We start from the raw sequence: 17497 nt of genomic DNA, 5'->3' as shown, positions 1-17497 counted from the left end.
CCGCCACCCCCTCCGCCGCCCCCGGCGGCGCCCGCTCCACCCGCGCCGCAGCTGCCGCCGATGGTGATGTACCTGCACCTGCCGTTTGTCACGGTCCCGATCCCGATCAACCCGCCACCGCCGCCTCCACCCCCGCAACCAGGGCCGTAGCAACCCGCGGCCGAAGCCTGCACACTGGTGTCATCAGTGTGAGCTGCCAGGAGGGCCGCGATGGACGACAACGGTCTGTTCGGGTTCGATCCGGAAGATTTCGATCGGGTGATTCGCGATGCGGGCGAGGGTCTGCGCGACGTGTTCGAGCGGATCAGCCGGTTTATCACGGTGCCGGGTGAGCGGGCGGGTTGGACCGCGTTTTTCGATGACCTGGCGCGACGCTCGCGCAGCGAGCCGGAAACTGCGGGCGAAGCCGGTGACGGCGTGTGGACGATTTACACGGTGAGCGAGGACGGCCGCGCCCGCGTCGAAGAGGTGTACGCCACCGAACTCGACGCGCTGCGTGCGAACAAGAACAATACGGACCCGACCCGCAAAGTCCGGTTCCTGCCTTACGGCATCGCCGTCAGCGTCCTCGACGATGACGATTCGGAAGAGGCGCCGGAATAACCTGGCGCTGACTTCGCCAGCTACCGGAAACCCGGGACAGGCTGAGTTGACGGCGCAACAATGTCGCCTATGGCCATGACTGCTAAATCCATCGGGCGCTTCGTTATTGCTGTGCTGATTACCGCGTCGGCGCTGCTGATCGCACCCATTCCGCTCGCCTTAGCCCAGCCGTGTCCTGACGTCGAGGTGGTGTTCGCGCGCGGCACGGGCGAGCCGCCCGGCGTTGGCGGGGTAGGGCAGGAGTTCGTCGACACTCTGCGCTCGCAGGTGGGCAACAGATCGCTCGACGTATATCCCGTCAACTACGCCGCCAGCAGTGACTTCGGCGCAGGCATAGATTTCGCCAGAACGTTCGTCGACGGGATCAGGGACGCGGGTGCTCACATCGAGTCGACGGCGGCGAACTGCCCCAACACCAGGATCGTGCTCGGCGGATACTCCCAAGGCGCGGCGCTGGCAGGCTTCGTCACCTCGGCTCAAATTCCGAAGGAAGTACCTGCCGAGTACATCTCGTACATCCCCAAGCCGATGCCGGCGGAAGTGGCCAACCACGTCGCGGCGGTGACCCTGTTCGGCCGACCGTCGAACCAGTTCCTCACCGAGAACGGGGCGCCGCCGATCACGATCGGCCCGCTGTATGCGCCCAAGACCCTCGACTTGTGCGCTCCCGACGACACCATCTGCAATGGTGCCCCCGCCGGCCCGCCCAGCTTTGCGCACGCTTCGTACTTGGCGAACGGCATGGTCGGCCAAGCCGCGGACTTCACGGTGAGCCACTTGTAGCCGTAGCCGTCGAGGAGCGATTGGCGTTGTCCTGTTCACGCCTTCGCCTGGCGGCTGCGACCACGCCGAGAGTTAAAGCTAGGACGATCGCTGCCAGAACGAATACACCCGCCAGTGGGTGCCACCCTTGCGCGCCTAACCAGTAGACGGGGGCTCCTACCAGGCCCGCGTTATCCTTGCCCGTGCCGATCAGCCATTCGCGTACACAGGGCACGGCCAGGGAAACCACCGCGCAGACGAGTATCAATGACAGTGCCGCCAGCAAGAGCGCAAGCAGCAGCCAACCGAAGTGTTTCCAGCTGAACCACTGCCGGAGCTTGGCGAGGTAGTCCCGAATTGGTTTCCAGGCTCTCCGGATTTGGGTCCGGTACTGCCGGATTCCGCCGTCGAAGAGATAAGCGCCAATCCCCGCAACCAACCAGCTCCCGACCAACACTGGTTTGTCTTGCATGTGCTGCACAACGCATCGAACGAAGCCTGCAACGCCTACGCCGAATAGCACAACGCCCACGCCAAGTAGCGCAACGCCGGAAAGGTTTGACGACGAGCGGCCCGTGCGCCTCCTTCGGCTTGGCTTGGCGGCTGCTACCAGGGTGAGGGCCAGGGCGATCGCTCCTATGACGATCAACGGATGCCACCACTGGGTGCCCAGCCAATAAACGTGCGCGCCTACCAGGCCGGGATCTTTCTCGCTGCCGAAGAGCCAGTCACGTACGACGTGGACCGTCAGGGCGAGCACCGCGCCGACAAGCGTTGTGGACAAGAGTGCGAAAAGCAGCCTTGTCGAGACCTGCCAGGTTCCCAGGACGACGAGATAGGCACCGATTCCTGCCACGGCCAGACCAGTGACTCCGAGCACCGCCACGGATTGAATTGCGAAGGCAATGCCCAGGACGAGGAGGAAGGCGCCGAAGATGATTGATGATCTACGGAGGCCTTTGTTCAAGGACACCACGCGATAGCCACCGAGCGCCACTGTCCGCAATGTAATCACGGGCGGTTTGAGCACGCCCGGCAGCTGTCGGACGGAGCTGGCAGCGGCGGATGCCGTCGCAGCGGCTTTCGTGATGGTATGCGCCATCAGCGGCGAGCCCTTATCGGTGGCCAACGTCTCGCCCGCGACCGGATTCTCGTTCAAGAGGGCGTATTTCGCCTCTTTGGGCTCTTCCTTGGGTACGTTCCGAACCTTCTCGGCCCACGTTCGAGACTTCGTCGGACTCCAGTCCGCCTTTTTCCCGGGCTGCGGGTCGAGCACAGCTGCAGCCAGTCCGTCCAGTTCCTCGTCGAGGACGAGTTGCTGCCATACCTGCGCCAGCCATAGCGCCGTCTTCGGAATGCTGGCCGGTGTAGGAATGCCTGGCGTATCGAGGAATTTGAGCTCCGTGAACAAGTCGTCCGGAAATGCCGGCGCCCCAAGTCCTCTGAGCTTCTCGAGGAACCACGCTGCTCGACGTCCGGGTTCTATGCCATCGCGCTCGGCAATCCATTGAACACGTCGCGGGTCCAATAGTACGTGGACGAGCCATCCTGCACCGTCAAGTCGGCCCCACATCCAGTCATTGGCTCGCCATGACCGTTTGTAGAACGCGCCGAAATGGTGGAACTGCATTCCGGTGAGCTTCTGCTGGGCCGACTGAAAATTTGGCGCCAGCAGGCTGCGCGTATCTGCGCTGACTTGAACCAGTTCCAGGGACTGTTCGATGTCGGCCGTGGCCGGAAGCATCGCCCGCTGCGTGACGGCCAGATCGAACAATTTCAGCGCCACGGTCTCCGCGGTCGGCGCGGTCATCGGCTCGTCCACGCGCTCCAGATAGGTCAAGTACTTATTCAACTGAGTGGCTGGATCGTCGTCCCGCCCAGGCTCGGGATCTGTGTCGGTGGACTCAGAGGCGGGTGAACGCCTGCGGGCAAGTTGCCTCAAAGTCTGGTCATCGCCCACCCGGATCTCGCCGAGCTTAAGCAAGGCCCGGCCAAGGTTGGTCCAAGCATTGCGTCGCACTTTTGACCGCTCGAGATATTCCAACGCGAGCAGCGCGGCGGCCTCCGCTAGTGGCAGCTGCCGCAATACCGGTGACAACTCTCGAACCATGTCGCCGAGATCCAGTGGTGGGGGCGGTTTGTCGGCCTGACGGTTCGAGTCCGGTGGCGGATTGTCAGCCTGACCGTTCGACGCTGCGGGGGGTTTGCAGGCCTCGTGGATGTCATCGGCGAGTCGTCCCACTGCTGCCATGACGTTGTCAGACTCGGCGAGCTGGTATGCCGCCTGGAGGACGGTGAGTGCAGACGCTTTCGCGAGGTCGAGCGCCGGTTGGCGATACAAATCGAGTGTCTCTGAATCTTCGGGAAGCGCCCGACTCGGCCACACTTGCAGTAGTCGATCTTTGATCGTTTGGCGGCATACCTGCTCGGCGTCGCCCCCGATGCGCAGCGAGGGCTCCCAGTCCTTCGGAATCCTTTCGGTTTTCGGGCCCGACGTCAGTGGCCAGGTGCTGATCTGCCGAAGCAAAGCACTGGTGAGGGCCTGGGCCTGCTTGGTTGCCTCACGTGTCGTGTAGTCCGTCAACAATGGCCGGCTCAAAAGCCTACGAGACCCGAGTCGTCCGGCTACTTCGGTGAGGCGCAATCGCATGTCCGTTCGCGCTGCCATGCGGTCCTGATGGGTGCGGATCGCTCGCAGGTCTGCCGCGATCGACTGCGTCGTGACCGCGGACAGGTCTTTGAGGAGTCCATCGACAAGTCCGAGCGGTTCGTTGATGTCATCTGCCGGAGGCTCTTCGGCCAAGTCGGGTGCCGGTCCTGAGGACGGCACAACGAAGAGCAACACCCGGCGAACCGAGCGTCGAGCGGGGCTGTCGAAGATGCGCTTGAGCAATACGTCGATGGGCTGGTTGTCGAGCAGGCCGCCGTCGGCAACCCAGTGTGGGCGGGTGATGTTGGCGTAGGCGCTCATCGCCGGCCGAGTCGGCACCTTCCCTTTCTTGCGAACTTCTTCCGTAAAGGGGACGAACGAGGGCTCGAACGCCAGGGGGAACGAAGCGGAGCTGCGCGCGGCCAGTGCCAGCGCCGCTGCGGTGTCTTTCTCCTTGAGGTGCTTCTCGGTGAAGGTGAAGACACCGCGCCGGTCGACGTCTTGGACGAGCGTGCCGAATGAGTCGGTGAACCGGCTTGTCTCCCCAGCGAGCAGGGTCGTCGTTACGTAGAGGGTCGTTGGAGGCAGATCATCCTCCGCTGGCTCAAACGGGCCTCGCGCGAGCTTGGGAAGCTCCTCTGCCAACACCGCGAACATGCGCTCGTCGCCGTACAAGAGCGACGGCGTGGTTTTGTCTGTCGGGTCCCTCAGGAGGTCGGTCAGCGCCCCGAGATCGAGCCAGAGGTCACGCAGACCGCCGAGATCGGATCCCGTAACACGTGACGACGCAAGCAAAGCCGCGTTGATGCCGCCTGCACTCGTACCCGACAAGATGTCGACATCAACGAACAGATCGAGCAGATCGATGAGGCCTCGGTAACATTCGAGGGAAGCAATCCCTGGTGCGCCAGTGAAGCGGCTGTCAATGGGCAATTGCTCTTTCGACCGGCGCCACTGTGATGCTTGCGCGAGCAAGTTGATTTCCCGCGCAACACCAGCCATCCAGACTGCGAGGCTGACGCCCCCCGTCATGGTCGTGGCCAGTCGGACCTCCTGCGTCGCTACTGATGGTGGCTGTAATTCCATCGCATCCCTCCGATGTCCTCGGCTTAGATTGCCACGACCTCGGCCACGTCCACATTGAAACGACACATTATGGTCAAGGGCTGCGCACGAATTCGGGCGCGCGCGCTCGTAATCAGCGGTCGTCGTTCGCCGTGATCGTTGCGAAGAGCTCGCTCATTTCGTCGGCGGGTCCGCCGGGAACGGTGTATCCGGCTTCGTCGCGGATCTCTTCAAGGTGATCGCGCACATCCTCGATCGACAGTGCCGGGCTACAGAACCCTTTCGTCCTGCCGATGAAGAACCGCGCCACATGTCCGGCGCCTACGGTGTAGATCTCCCCGGAGACCGGACAGTCTCGGTGCGTCAGGAAGGCCGCCACTGGGGCCACCAGCGCCGGCTTCAACATCTGGAGGTATTGGCCCACAAGATCATCCAGCACAGCCGACGCTGCGTCCTGTTCTCCGGCGACGTCGATGGAGTGCGCCAGCATCCGCGTATAGGCGATCGGGGCAATGGCATTGACCTTGATGTCCCGGTCGGCTCCCTCGGCGGCCAACACACGAGTCAACCCAATCAACCCGGCCTTGGCCGCGCCGTAGTTGCTCATGCCTTCGGCGCCCAGGATTCCGGCGGCCGAGCAGGTGTTGAGGATCCGGCCATACCGCTGCTCGCGCATTATCTTCCAGGCCGGCCTTGTCACATAGAACGCGCCTTTCAGGTGAACATCGAGCAGAGGCTGTAGCCGATCGGCGCTCATGTTCTCGAATGCCGCGTCGCGGACGATTCCTGCATTGTTGATCACGATGTCCACTCGTCCCCAAGCACGCATAGCGGTGTCGATGATCGCCGTTCCACCTTCAGGATTCGTCACGCTATGGCTGTCGGCAACGGCCTCACCGCCTTGCTGGCAGATCTCTTGTGCCACAGCGTTAGCGGTTTCGATGTCGGAGCCGTCGCCGGTCACCGACCCACCGGTGTCGTTGACGACGATGCGTGCCCCGCGCGATGCAAGCAGCATCGCGTACTGCTTGCCCAAGCCACCACCGGCGCCGGTGATCACAGCGACTTGCTCGTCGAACCGCATATCGTTGGCCTTCACCAGGTGACGGGCAGCTCTCTCATGCCGTAGATGTCCGATTCGGCTTTGAACTTCAGTTCATCCGGTGGCGCCGCCAGTCTCAACCCCGGTAGGCGCCGTGCCAGCGCTGCGAACGCGACCTGCATTTCGACGCGGGCAAGGTTCTGCCCGATACATTGGTGCACGCCGTAGCCGAAACCCAAGTGTCCGCGGCTATTTCGGTCGATGTCCAAAGTCTCTGGATTTTCGACGAACTCGTTGTCCCAGTTTCCTGCTGGCAGGTTCATCAAGACCTTGTCCCCGGCGCGGATCAGTTGACCGCCGATCGTGAGGTCTTCGGTTGCCACACGATCCACTTGGCTGTGCACGATGGTGAGATAGCGCATGAGCTCTTCGACGGCGTTGGCGACGACCGCATGGTCGTTGGTTTGGCCGAGCCGCTCGAACAGATCGCGATGTTGCAGCAGCGCAACCGTTCCCAACGCGATCATGTTGGCCGTCGTTTCGTGGCCGGCCTGCATCATGATCACCGCAGTCATGGCCGTCGTCTCCCGGTCGAGCTGTCCGGTTGCGACATAGTCGGTTACCAGGCGGCTGATCAAATCGTCGCCGGGCTCGCGCTCTTTGCGGTCTACCAACTTCTGAATGTAGGCATACATTGCTCCGAAGGCCTGCGCCTTCTCTTCCTCGGACGACCTCGTGTCCAGACCGACCGTGGTGTTGTGCTGGAAGAGTCCGAGGTCTTCGGAGGGCACCCCGAGCAGAAGCGCGATCACCATTGACGGCACCGGCAGGGCGAAGGCACGCACCAAGTCGGCCGGCGGCCCTTTGTCGATCATTTCGCCTAGGTAGTGGTCGACCAGTCCCTGAATCTGCGGCCGCATCGCATCGGTGCGCCTGAACGTGAATTGGCCGGTCATCATGCGCCGCAACCGGTGATGCTCAGGATCGTCGGTCCGCGCGAACATCACCGGTTTGTTGGTGCCCGTACCGGACGGCTTGATGGCGTCCGGAATGGTGTCGGCGGACAGGCGCGCATCGACCAGCGCGGCCCTGATGTCCTGGTAGCGGCTCACCACCCAGGTCGGCTGGCCCTGCCAGAGCGCCCGTCGGAGGCCTGGCTCCTGCCGCCATTCCGCGAACTGGGCGGGTGGATGAAGAGGGCAGTGCGCAGCGCGCGCGAGCGGGATCACCGGAAGATCTACATCACGGCGAAAACCGGAAGTTGTTGGCATCAGCGGCGTTTCCCGTTAATTGTCAGATAGCTGCCAATTGCATGAGCGTAGGACCTCACGAACTGGCAGTCAACTGTCAGTTAGGCTGGCAGGATGACCGCGGTTACCGACCGGCCGTTGCGGGCGGATGCCGCGCGCAACGTCGAGCGCATTCTGCGCGCCGCGCGAGATGTCTACAGCGACCTGGGACCAGAGGCGCCCATCGAGGCCATCGCCCGTCGCGCAGGGGTCGGTGAACGAACGCTCTACCGCAGGTTTCCGGCCAAGGCCGAGCTGATCCGGGCGGCCCTGGACCAAAGCATCGCCGAGGATCTCACACCGACCATCGAGGACGCCCGTTGCAGCGACGACCCGCTGCGGGGGCTCGCAGAGCTGATCGACGCGGCGATATCGCTGGGCGCTCGGGAACACAACCTGCTGACCGCGGCACGCAGGGCCGGGTCGCTGACCCCCGACATCTCGAACTCGCTGAATGATGCGCTCATCGAGCTGGCCCGCCGAGGTCAGCGCGCCGGCGTTGTCCGCGCCGACCTGGTCGCCGACGACCTACCGCGTCTGATCGTCATGCTGCACAGCGTGCTTTGGACGATGGATTCGACGAGCGATGGCTGGCGACGCTATGTCGCGCTGATTCTCGACGCGATATCGAGCGGGGACCGACGGCAGTTGCCTCGGGCGGCCGCTCTTCGTTTTGCACCCGTGTCCAGTAGCTGGCCGATGTAGGGGGTACCCGAAGCGAGCTGTCAGGTATATATAGTTACACTTTCGTGACGTTTCCTTGATTTGCTCGTGAGGTGCTCGCGTGGGTCGACATTCATTACCCAGCCGTCGACGAAAATCACCGCTCGTGATCACGGCGGTCGGCGGCCCGGCCGCCGTGCTCTTTGCCCTTGGCGGAAGCGCCCATCCGCTCGCTCCGGGCGGTGGGGATTCACCTGCCACCGAGGCTGCGCCCTGCTGCGTGCAGGTCGTGGCAGCAGCACCGATCGCATCGGCACCGGCTCGGTCTGGTCTGGGCGAAATGCCGTCCGCATCGCGACTTCGAGTCGTCCGCGAAGATGCGCCGCAGGCCCTACCACCCGGAAAAGCTCCTGAGCGAGGCCTACAGGTCAAGACGATCTTGGTGTCTCGCAGTATCAGCGCCATATTCCCCGAGATTCAAAGCATCGGTGGCGTTCGTCCCGATGCACTGCGGTGGCATCCCAACGGGTTGGCGCTCGACGTGATGATCCCGAATCCCAGCAGTGCCGAAGGCATAGCGCTCGGCAACCAGATCGTCGCGTTCGCGCTGAAGAACGCGGATCGCTTCGGGATACAAGACGCAATCTGGCGTGGCACCTACTACACCCCCAACGGCCCCCAGGCGGGTGGATACGGCCACTACGACCACGTCCACATCACCACGACCGGAGGCGGATACCCCAAAGGCGGAGAGGTCTACATCCGCTAGGCACGGCGCCGGTCGAACGTCACCATTTGGAAACGGCGCGGCGCGGCGCGGCGCGCGTTGCACATCGGCTGCTATCAATTAGACGGTCGTCTAACCACGACATCAGTACAGCTATGCGGTTGTGCTGCACCGTTTGATTGTGGGCGCGAATAAAGGAGTTGACGGTGATGACGGGTTTTGATCGATTCAACATCAAAGTCGTTGCCGGCGCTGGGCTGTGCGGGGCCGCAATAGCGTTGAGCCCGGGCGCGACAGCCGCCCCACTGATAACGGGCGGCTACGCGTGCATGCAAGGAATGTCGGGCGAAGCTGGAGCGCCGGCAGCCGCCGGCGGACCGGCGGCCACGGGCGGGCTGACGGCCGCGGGCGGAGCGGCAGGCGCGGGCGGAGCGGCAGGCGCGGGCGTATGCAGCCCAGCGGCCGGCGCTCCGCTTTCTGAGATGGCTGGTGCCGCGGCGGGTGCACCCGTGCCGGTGGGCGCTCCGGTTCCGATTGGTGCGCCAGTGGGCGCCCCCGTCCCGGCTGGTGCCCCCGTCCCCGCTGGTGCGCCGGTGGTTCCGATGCCGGCTGGTGCTCCGTTGATTGCGCTCGGGCCGGCTGGGGCTCCGGCGGCCGGTCCTGTACCGGTTGGCGCTCCGCTCACCGACATGTCGGGAACCTACGAGGGTAAGGGCAAGCCGACCGGTCCGGCGCCGGCTGGCGGCCCGGTTTCCGGTCAGCCTGTGCTGCCCGGCCCTTCGACGCCCCCTCCCTCCTGAGGCGTGAAAAGCCTTCCGATACAGCGGTTCTCGGCGCTGCTACTCCTGCACAATCACGGCGTCGCCGACGTTGACCGTGTTGAAGTACCACTCCGCGTCCGCGGGGCTCAGGCTGATGCAGCCGTGGCTGACGTTCTCCAACCCCAGTGAATTGATCGCCCACGGAGCTGAGTGCACGAAGAGACCGCGGCGGCTGATACGGACGGCGTAATCCACCGGGACGCGGTAGCCCTCGGGATCGGTGAGCGGGATGCCGACGCTGGTCGAGTCCATGATCACCGAGCGGTCCTTGGACAAGACAGTGAAGGAGCCAACAGGCGTCGGAAAGTGCGGCCTGCCCATCGAGGCCAGCATCACCCCCTCCTCTCCCCGGTGGGGCAGGTGGTGCGGTGCCGGTAGCCGAGGCGGTGGTCCCGCGGCTACTCCGTCGATGCTCACGGTGAACGTGTGATCTGAGATATCGGCGACCCCGACGACGGCAGGGCCCGTTTGGAAATGCGTGGACAGGGCGGCCACCGAGAGTGCCACCGTGCTGTGCGCCGGCCAGAATCGGTCGGGAACCCACTGCACAACATCGTTGTCGAGCCATTCGAACCTGCCGGTCATGCCGGGCGCGGATTTGACTTCAATGGCGCGCTCGACCGCGTGCCGGTTGGCGACGGGCCCGCCGAACGTCACGACCACGGGATGCGCGACGCCGACCGTCTCGCCCGGCGCTGGTAGGACCGAGGCGATGGCGAACCTATACGACTGGTTCGTTGCCGCCAGGCTCACGCCCGACGGCCCCGCTACCACGGTCGCAACGATGCCGATTACGGCAAGAACACACCGAACGACCGCGCGCATGGCTCTATTCCTTTTTAATTGACAGGGTTGTAATAGCGATGGTAGGGGTTCACTGGAGAGTGGAAGCGCAAGGGCGCGTTAGCAATTCGATCAAGCCTGGGTCACGTTTTGGCTACGGCGAGCGAATCAGCGAGCTTGGGCGTGGGCGGACCGTCCGGCCCGCATTCGCGTGGCCCGCGCGGCGTAGGGTTCGACCATGAACGTCGGCGGCAAAACGCCGGACATCCACTATGCCCAGAGCGGCGGCCTGAACATCGCGTTCTCGGTTACCGGAGACGGGCCCGATCTCGTCGTCGCACCCGGCTTCATCTCACACCTCGACATCATGTTCGAGGAGCCGTCGATCTTCCACTTCTACTCGCGGCTCGCGTCTTTCCGGCGCGTGGTGATCTTCGACAAGCGGGGCACTGGGCTCTCCGATCCGACGATGCACGCGCCGACGTTGGAAGAGTCCGTCGACGACCTGCGCGCCGTCATGGACGCGGCGGGATGTAAACGCGCTGACATCCTGGGCATTTCGGAGGGCGGCGCGATGGCGATGCTGATGACGGCCAGCCATCCCGACCGGGTGAATGCGCTCGTCCTCTACGGCACGTTCTCCCGCCTGCTCGAAGCGCCTGACTACCCGCTCGGCGTCACCGAGGAGCAGCTGGCGACGTTGGTCGACATGAGCGCCAAGGGATGGGGCGAAGGTGTCGGACTGGGTGCATGGGCTCCCAGCCGCCGAGACGACACCGTCCTGCGGCAGTGGTGGGCGCGGCTGCAGCGCGTCGCCGCCAGCCCGGGGATGGTCCGCAACATCTTTGCGCTCTATCCGCAGCTGGACATCCGCGACGTGCTGCCTGCGATCCAGGCGCCGACGCTCGTGCTCCACCGGCGCGACGACCGGATGGTGAGGGTCGAGATGGGTCGCTATCTCGCCGACCACATCCCCGGGGCCAAGTTCGTCGAGCTCGACGGGCCCGATCACCTGTTCTTCACCGGCGACGCCGACACGTTGCTCGACGAGGTCGAGGAGTTTCTGACCGGCGTGCGGCCGCTGCCTGCGGTCGAGCGCGTCCTGGCCACCGTGCTGTTCACCGACATCGTCGACTCCACCAAGCGAGCGGTGGAGCTCGGTGATCAGCGATGGAAGGAGCTGCTGGGCAGGCACGACGCCCAGGTCCGGCGCCAGCTCGAGCGCTTCCACGGCCGCGAGGTCAACACCACGGGCGACGGCTTCCTCGCGTGGTTCGACGGACCCGCCCGCGCGATCCGGTGTGCCATGGCGATTCGCGACGTGCTGCGGAGTCTTGGCCTCGAGGTGCGGGCGGGCGTCCACACGGGCGAGGTAGAGCTGCGCGACGACGACATCAGCGGCATCGCCGTCCACATCGCCGCGCGGGTGGCAGCAGCGGCCGGCCCCGGCGAGGTCCTCGTCTCGCGCATCGTCGTTGATCTGGTTGCCGGGTCGGGCCTCAGCTTTACCGCTCGCGGCGAGCACACCCTAAAAGGTGTGGCGGGCGAGTGGCAGCTATTCGCGGTCGAGGGTTGACGCGGTCAGAATTTTCGTGGAGCCGATGACGGGAATCGAACCCGCGTTCTCAGCTTGGGAAGCTGATGTTCTGCCATTGAACTACATCGGCGCGGATGCTCGGAAAGGCTAGCATTCCGGCGCCGCGCCGTTCATCAACGCCGGGAGCATAAGTCGAGCGGATACGCTCGTCGCGTGCTGCTCTCCGATCGTGACCTCAGGGCCGAAATCGCCGCGGGCCGGTTGGGCATCGACCCGTTCGACGACACGCTGGTGCAGCCGTCCAGCGTCGACGTTCGCCTCGACAGCTTGTTCCGGGTCTTCAACAACACCCGATACACCCACATCGACCCGGCGCAACAGCAAGACGAGTTGACGAGCCTGGTGGAGCCGCTCAACGGAGAACCGTTCGTCCTGCACCCCGGCGAGTTCGTGCTGGGTTCGACGCTGGAGCTGTGCACGCTGCCGGACGACTTGGCGGGCCGGCTGGAGGGCAAATCGTCGCTGGGCCGGCTGGGCCTGCTCACCCACTCGACCGCCGGCTTCATCGACCCCGGCTTCAGCGGTCACATCACCCTGGAGCTCTCCAACGTCGCCAATCTGCCGATCACGCTCTGGCCGGGAATGAAGATCGGCCAGTTGTGCATCCTCCGGTTGACCAGCGCCGCCGAGCATCCCTACGGCAGCGCGCGGGCCGGGTCGAAGTATCAGGGTCAGCGGGGACCGACGCCGTCGCGCTCATATCAGAACTTCCTAAGATCCAGCTAACTGCCAGGCGGTCGTCAGCAGAGGCCGCGGGCGTCTAAAGGTAATCTTGAATTGCGATGGGCCAGTGGGGGCTGCCCTGATTACCCGCGAATCTGGCAGCTTGAGCGTTACGCCTCTCGGCCCGGGCATGTGGGCTAGCAAACGACATGGAGGACTGGTGGACACCGTACTTGGTGTGTCGATGGCACCCACGTCGGTTCGCATGGTGCTGGTCGAGGGCCAAAACGCCGACGGGGTAACCGTCGATGAGGATAGCTTCGCGGTCTCCAACGGTGACGATGCGGCAACCATCAGCGCATCCGATCAGGTGATTGCGGCGATTCTGGGTACCCGCGAGGGCGCCAACGAGGCCGGATATCAGCTGTTGTCGACCGGTGTGACCTTCATTGACCAGATCGAAGCCGTTGCGTTACGTGATGCGTTGGCGAACCGCAAGGTTGAGAATGTGATGCTCGTCTCGGCCTTTTTGGCCGCGGCGGCTTTGGCTCAGTCGGTGGGCAGCGCGACCGGCTACGCCCATACCGCCCTGCTGTACGTCGAGCCCGATTCCGCGACGTTGGCAGTGGTTGACACCGCAGACGGGTCCATCGCCGACGTGCACCGTGAGCTGCTGCCCGAGGACGACGACGAAGCGGTCGCCAAGCTGGTTGGGCTGGTGTCCGGTGCCGAAAAACTGGAAACCGGCCCGCAGGGCGTATTCGTGGTGGGTTCCGGGGTAGACATCCCGCTGGTCAAGCCGGCATTGGAGGCGGCGACCTCGCTCCCGCTGAGCGTGCCCGAGCAGCCCGACACAGCGCTCGCGCGGGGAGCGGCGCTGGCCTCGGCGAACGCACCGTTGTTCGCCTCGTCGACCGCGGCGCTGGCCTACGCGCTGGATCCTGGCACCGGGGCGGTGAACCCGTATGCGGTCGCCCCGGGATATTTGGCCGCCGTGGACGCTGGTGCTGAGCCAGGTGAGGATGCCTTGGCCTACAGCGCCGTCCCTGACGAAGAAGCCGCGGCCTACACCCAAGAAGGTCCCGACGCATACGCTGACCTCGCCCCGGAAGAAAATTTCACGACGGGCATGTTCCCCGACTTCGGTGCGCTCGAACGGCCGAGTCGCACGCCATTCCTGGCGGCCATGAGCGTGTTGACAATTTTTGTCGTTGGCGTTGTGGCACTGGTGATTTCGCTGGCCTTCAGCATCCGGCCGTCGGCCAGTCAGCGGCCAAGCCTCAGTCAAAATGTGGTGGCCCCGGCCCGACAGCTGCCTGCGCCGGCGCCGAAGGCGCAGATACCGGCCCCGCCCGCTCCCGCACCAGCGCCGGCACCCGCTCCGGCCGCCGCGCCTGCCCCCCGCGCTCCAGCCCCTGCCCCGGCGCCTGCTCCCGTCCGGGCGCCGGGTCCTGCTCCGATACCCGCGCCGGCTCCTGCGCCGCCTCCCGTGGTGATACCGCCGCTTATCCCGCAACTATTGGCGCCCCCGGTACTGGGTCCGCCGGTCAGTCCGCGTGGCGGCGACCACGGCGGCGGTGGCTGGGGTCACGGCCCTGGCATCCCCGGTCTAGGTGGCGGCCACGGCGGCTTCGGCGGCTTCGGTGGCGGTCACGGGCATCGGTGAGCGCGGGTAGGGTCGACATAGCAAGGGACCCGGGGGGAGCCGCCTGGCGTCGTTGCGGCCGGAACTTGATGATGCCCGGCAAGCGCTCTCGGTAAGCGAACGAACGAATTGTGTTGGAGGGGTGAGTGGACACCGTACTCGGCGTATCGATGGCGCCCACGGCCGTCCGCATGGTGCTGGTTGAAGGCGAGAACGCCGACGGCGTCACCGTCGACGAAGACGGCTTTGACGTCAGCGCGTCCGACGCCCCGACGGTCAGTGAGGCCGAGCAGGTGGTGTCGGCGATTTTGGGCACCCGCGAGGGTGCGGCCGACAGTGGCTACCAGCTGCGGTCGACGGGCGTGACCTGGACGGATCCGACCGAAGCCGCCGCGCTGCGCGATGCGCTGGCTGCGCACAAGGTGGAGAACGTCATGCTGGTGTCGGCGTTCTTGGCCGCCGCCGCGCTGGCACAAGTCGTCGGCAACTCCGTGGGTTACGCCAACACCGGCCTGTTGTTCGTCGAACCGGATACCGCGACATTGGCCCTGGTGAATACCGCCGACGGCTCGATCACCGACGTGCGCCGTCAGCCCTTGCGCGGCGGTAGCGGCGACCCGGTTGCCGAATTGACGGCGATGGCATCCCGCGCCGAGAACCTGGCGACCCGCCCCGACGGCCTGTTCCTCGTCGGCTCCGGCGTCGATATCGCTCCGATCAAGGAGCGGTTGGCGGCAACGACATCGTTGGCGGTAAGCGCGCCCGAGGAGCCGGAGACGGCGCTGGCGCGGGGCGCGGCGCTCGCCTCGGCCAACGCTCCGCTGTTCTCCTCGTCGACCGCTGCGCTGGCGTACGCAAAAGACCCCGGCACTGGAGAGATCGACCCGTATGCGGTGGCTCCCGGGTACTTCGACGTGGCCGGCGACGGCGCCCCCGGCGAGCAGCCGCTCGCCTACAGCGCGGTCCCGGACGAGGAGGCCGACGCCTACACCGCGCCGGCGGACGAGCAAGCTTTCTCGACCGGCGGCTATTACGGCATCAGCGCCGCGGACAGCCGGCGCGGCCGCAGGCCGTTCGCGCTGGTGGTCAGCGCGGTGGCAGCGATCTTCGTGGTGGGCGCCGTGGCGCTTTTGGTCTCGCTCGCGATCGGGATGCACCCGACGGCCAACGTGCGACCAAGTCCGGGCCACAGCATGGTCGCGCCGTCGAAACAGGCGCCCGCTCCCGCTTCGCCGCCCGCGGCCCCGGCCCCAGCGCCTGCCCCGGCGCCCGAGGCCCCGGCTCCCGCGCCCGCTCCTGCGGCGGCCCCCGCTCCTGCACCGGCGCCTGCCCCGGCACCCGCAGCTCCGGCTCCACCCGTACCCGCGTCCGCGCCACCCGCTGCGGTGCCCGCTCCCGCTCCGGCCCCCGCCCCTGTTGCTCCAGCTCCAGCCCCTGTTGCTCCGGCGCCGGCACCTGTTGCTCCGGCTCCCGCTCCCGTTCCGGCTCCCGCGCCTGCTGCTCCCGTTCCGGTTCCGGTGCCGATTCCGGTGCCGCGGATCTTCAGTCCACCTGTGCAAGGGCCCCCGCTTCAGCCCCGTGGCGGCGACCACGGCGGAGGCGGCTGGGGCCACGGCGATGACGGGCTTCCCGGAGGCGGCTTCCCGGGCGGTGGCGGCTTCCCGGGCGGTGGTGGCTTTCCAGGCGGTGGGGGTGGCCACGGCGGAGGCCACGGCGGCGGATTTGGCGGCGGTCACGGCGGCGGATTCGGCATCCCTGGCCTGCACTTCTAAGTCCCCGCAGCAAACTGTCACCTGACGTTCGCCTGCCGCTCAGACATGCGATGCAATCAGCTCATTGCGGCGACTTACACACGGGTGTATGAGATGCACCGTCTTCGGCACGGGCTATCTGGGCGCCACCCACGCCGCCGGGATGGCGGAACTGGGTCACGAGGTCATCGGCGTCGACATCGACCCCGGTAAGGTCGCCAAGCTGGCCGCGGGTGACGTTCCGTTCTACGAGCCAGGCCTACGAAAGATGTTGAGCGACAACATCGCAGCGGGCCGGCTGCGCTTCACAACCGACTACGACCTGGCAGCCGAATTCGCCGACGTGCACTTCCTCGGAGTCGGCACCCCGCAAAAGAAGGGCGAATACAGCGCCGACCTATGTCATGTCCATGCCGTCATCGACACACTGGTGCCGCGCCTGACCCGAGCATCGGTGATCGTCGGCAAATCCACTGTGCCCGTTGGCACCGCGGCCGAACTCAGTCGGCGGGCCCGCGCACTGGCGCCAGCCGGCGTCGATGTGGAAGTGGCGTGGAATCCGGAATTTTTGCGGGAGGGTTTCGCTGTCCACGATACCTTGGAGCCAGACCGCATTGTGCTTGGCGTACAAGATGATTCGACGCTTTCTGAACCGGCGATCCGCGAGCTGTATGCTCCACTGCTGGATGCCGGTGTGCCATTCCTGGTGACGGACTTGCAGACCGCGGAGCTGGTCAAGGTTTCCGCGAACGCGTTTCTGGCAACCAAGATCTCGTTCATCAACGCGATCTCGGAGGTATGCGAAGCCGCTGGTGCCGACGTCACGGTCTTGGCCGACGCACTGGGGCACGATCCACGGATCGGGCGCCGATGCCTCAACGCCGGCTTGGGGTTTGGCGGCGGGTGTCTGCCCAAGGACATCCGCGCATTCATGGCCCGCGCCGGCGAACTGGGCGCCGATCAAGCCCTGACCTTCCTGCGGGAAGTCGACAACATCAACATGCGCCGCCGCACGCGAATGGTCGAACTGGCCGGCATGGCCTGCGGCGGCTCGCTGCTCGGCGCCAACATCGCTGTGCTCGGCGCCGCATTCAAACCCGAATCCGATGACGTGCGCGACTCGCCGGCGCTCAACGTGGCCGGTCAGCTACAGCTCAACGGCGCCGCCGTCAACGTCTACGACCCCAAAGCGCTGGAGAATGCGCAGCGACTGTTCCCCACCCTGAACTACGCGGTCTCGGTGAAGGAGGCCTGCGATCGCGCGGACGCGGTGCTGGTGCTCACCGAGTGGCCGGAGTTCGTCGACCTCGACCCAGAGGATCTCGCCGACCAGGTGCGGGCCAAGGTCATCGTCGACGGCCGCAACTGCCTCGATGTGCATCGGTGGCAGCAAGCCGGTTGGCGCGTGCACTGCCTGGGGCGGCGCGTAGCCTGAC

At 65.5% G+C, this 17497-nt stretch carries 14 protein-coding genes and 1 tRNA gene; 10 read left to right on the top strand and 5 right to left on the bottom strand.

Features of this window, described 5'->3' with window-relative positions; all coding sequences use genetic code 11:
• Positions 1-210 precede the first annotated feature (210 nt).
• Positions 211-603 (top strand): hypothetical protein, encoded by a 393-nt coding sequence (locus AWC06_RS13135; RefSeq protein ID WP_085197988.1) that lies wholly within the window; start codon positions 211-213, stop codon positions 601-603.
• A 75-nt stretch (positions 604-678) separates the two neighbouring features.
• On the top strand, positions 679-1386 hold the full coding sequence (locus AWC06_RS13130; RefSeq protein ID WP_085198136.1) for a cutinase family protein: 708 nt from the start codon (positions 679-681) through the stop codon (positions 1384-1386).
• Here AWC06_RS13130 and AWC06_RS13125 read toward each other — a convergent pair.
• The 3 genes from AWC06_RS13125 to AWC06_RS13115 form a co-directional block, all read right to left on the bottom strand.
• Positions 1367-5101 (bottom strand): patatin-like protein, encoded by a 3735-nt coding sequence (locus AWC06_RS13125; protein ID WP_085197986.1) that lies wholly within the window; start codon positions 5099-5101, stop codon positions 1367-1369. The genes AWC06_RS13130 and AWC06_RS13125 overlap by 20 nt on opposite strands.
• A 112-nt stretch (positions 5102-5213) precedes the next feature.
• Positions 5214-6164 carry an SDR family NAD(P)-dependent oxidoreductase gene (locus tag AWC06_RS13120; protein WP_085198134.1) on the bottom strand — a complete coding sequence of 317 codons (951 nt, stop codon included), beginning with the start codon at positions 6162-6164 and terminating at the stop codon, positions 5214-5216.
• 11 nt (positions 6165-6175) lie between these two features.
• Entirely contained in the window at positions 6176-7393 is a 1218-nt protein-coding gene (locus tag AWC06_RS13115) for a cytochrome P450 (RefSeq protein ID WP_085197983.1), read from the bottom strand.
• A 93-nt stretch (positions 7394-7486) separates the two neighbouring features.
• Between AWC06_RS13115 and AWC06_RS13110 the strand changes: the two genes are divergently transcribed.
• The 3 genes from AWC06_RS13110 to AWC06_RS23635 all read left to right on the top strand — a co-directional run bounded on the left by AWC06_RS13110 (position 7487) and on the right by AWC06_RS23635 (position 9601).
• Positions 7487-8116: a TetR/AcrR family transcriptional regulator gene (locus AWC06_RS13110; protein ID WP_085197980.1), complete on the top strand. Its 630-nt coding sequence runs from the start codon at positions 7487-7489 to the stop codon at positions 8114-8116.
• 79 nt (positions 8117-8195) lie between these two features.
• Positions 8196-8843: a VldE C-terminal domain-containing protein gene (locus tag AWC06_RS13105; RefSeq protein WP_085197977.1), complete on the top strand. Its 648-nt coding sequence runs from the start codon at positions 8196-8198 to the stop codon at positions 8841-8843.
• Positions 8844-9001: 158 nt separating this feature from the next.
• On the top strand, positions 9002-9601 hold the full coding sequence (locus AWC06_RS23635) for a hypothetical protein (RefSeq protein WP_227371210.1): 600 nt from the start codon (positions 9002-9004) through the stop codon (positions 9599-9601).
• 39 nt (positions 9602-9640) lie between these two features.
• Here the strand turns inward: AWC06_RS23635 and AWC06_RS13095 are convergent, their stop codons facing one another.
• On the bottom strand, positions 9641-10447 hold the full coding sequence (locus AWC06_RS13095) for a L,D-transpeptidase (protein WP_085197972.1): 807 nt from the start codon (positions 10445-10447) through the stop codon (positions 9641-9643).
• A gap of 196 nt (positions 10448-10643) precedes the next feature.
• On the opposite strand from AWC06_RS13095, the gene AWC06_RS13090 reads away from it, so the two are divergent.
• A complete protein-coding gene (locus tag AWC06_RS13090) occupies positions 10644-11981 on the top strand; it encodes an adenylate/guanylate cyclase domain-containing protein (RefSeq protein ID WP_085197969.1) in 1338 nt (445 codons plus the stop codon).
• Positions 11982-11998: 17 nt separating this feature from the next.
• On the opposite strand, the gene AWC06_RS13085 is transcribed toward AWC06_RS13090, so the two are convergent.
• Positions 11999-12072 (bottom strand) — tRNA-Gly (locus AWC06_RS13085).
• Positions 12073-12155: 83 nt separating this feature from the next.
• On the opposite strand from AWC06_RS13085, the gene dcd reads away from it, so the two are divergent.
• The 4 genes from dcd to AWC06_RS13065 all read left to right on the top strand — a co-directional run bounded on the left by dcd (position 12156) and on the right by AWC06_RS13065 (position 17496).
• Positions 12156-12728, top strand: coding sequence for a dCTP deaminase (gene dcd, locus AWC06_RS13080; RefSeq protein WP_085197966.1), 573 nt, complete (start codon positions 12156-12158; stop codon positions 12726-12728).
• Positions 12729-12885: 157 nt separating this feature from the next.
• Entirely contained in the window at positions 12886-14331 is a 1446-nt protein-coding gene (locus AWC06_RS23430; protein ID WP_211281959.1) for a DUF7159 family protein, read from the top strand.
• Between the two features lie 125 nt (positions 14332-14456).
• The gene (locus AWC06_RS13070) at positions 14457-16082 is read left to right on the top strand and encodes a DUF7159 family protein (protein WP_244899080.1); all 1626 of its coding nucleotides are present in this window, start codon (positions 14457-14459) and stop codon (positions 16080-16082) included.
• An 88-nt stretch (positions 16083-16170) separates the two neighbouring features.
• Positions 16171-17496, top strand: a complete 1326-nt coding sequence (locus AWC06_RS13065) for a UDP-glucose dehydrogenase family protein (protein WP_085197964.1) — start codon at positions 16171-16173, stop codon at positions 17494-17496.
• The last annotated feature ends 1 nt before the right edge of the window (position 17497 follow it).

The organism is Mycobacterium fragae (assembly GCF_002102185.1).
GTDB classification, from domain to species: Bacteria; Actinomycetota; Actinomycetes; order Mycobacteriales; family Mycobacteriaceae; genus Mycobacterium; species Mycobacterium fragae.
Note: the sequence above shows the minus strand (reverse complement) of the source record. Positions and strands in the feature narration are given on the sequence as shown.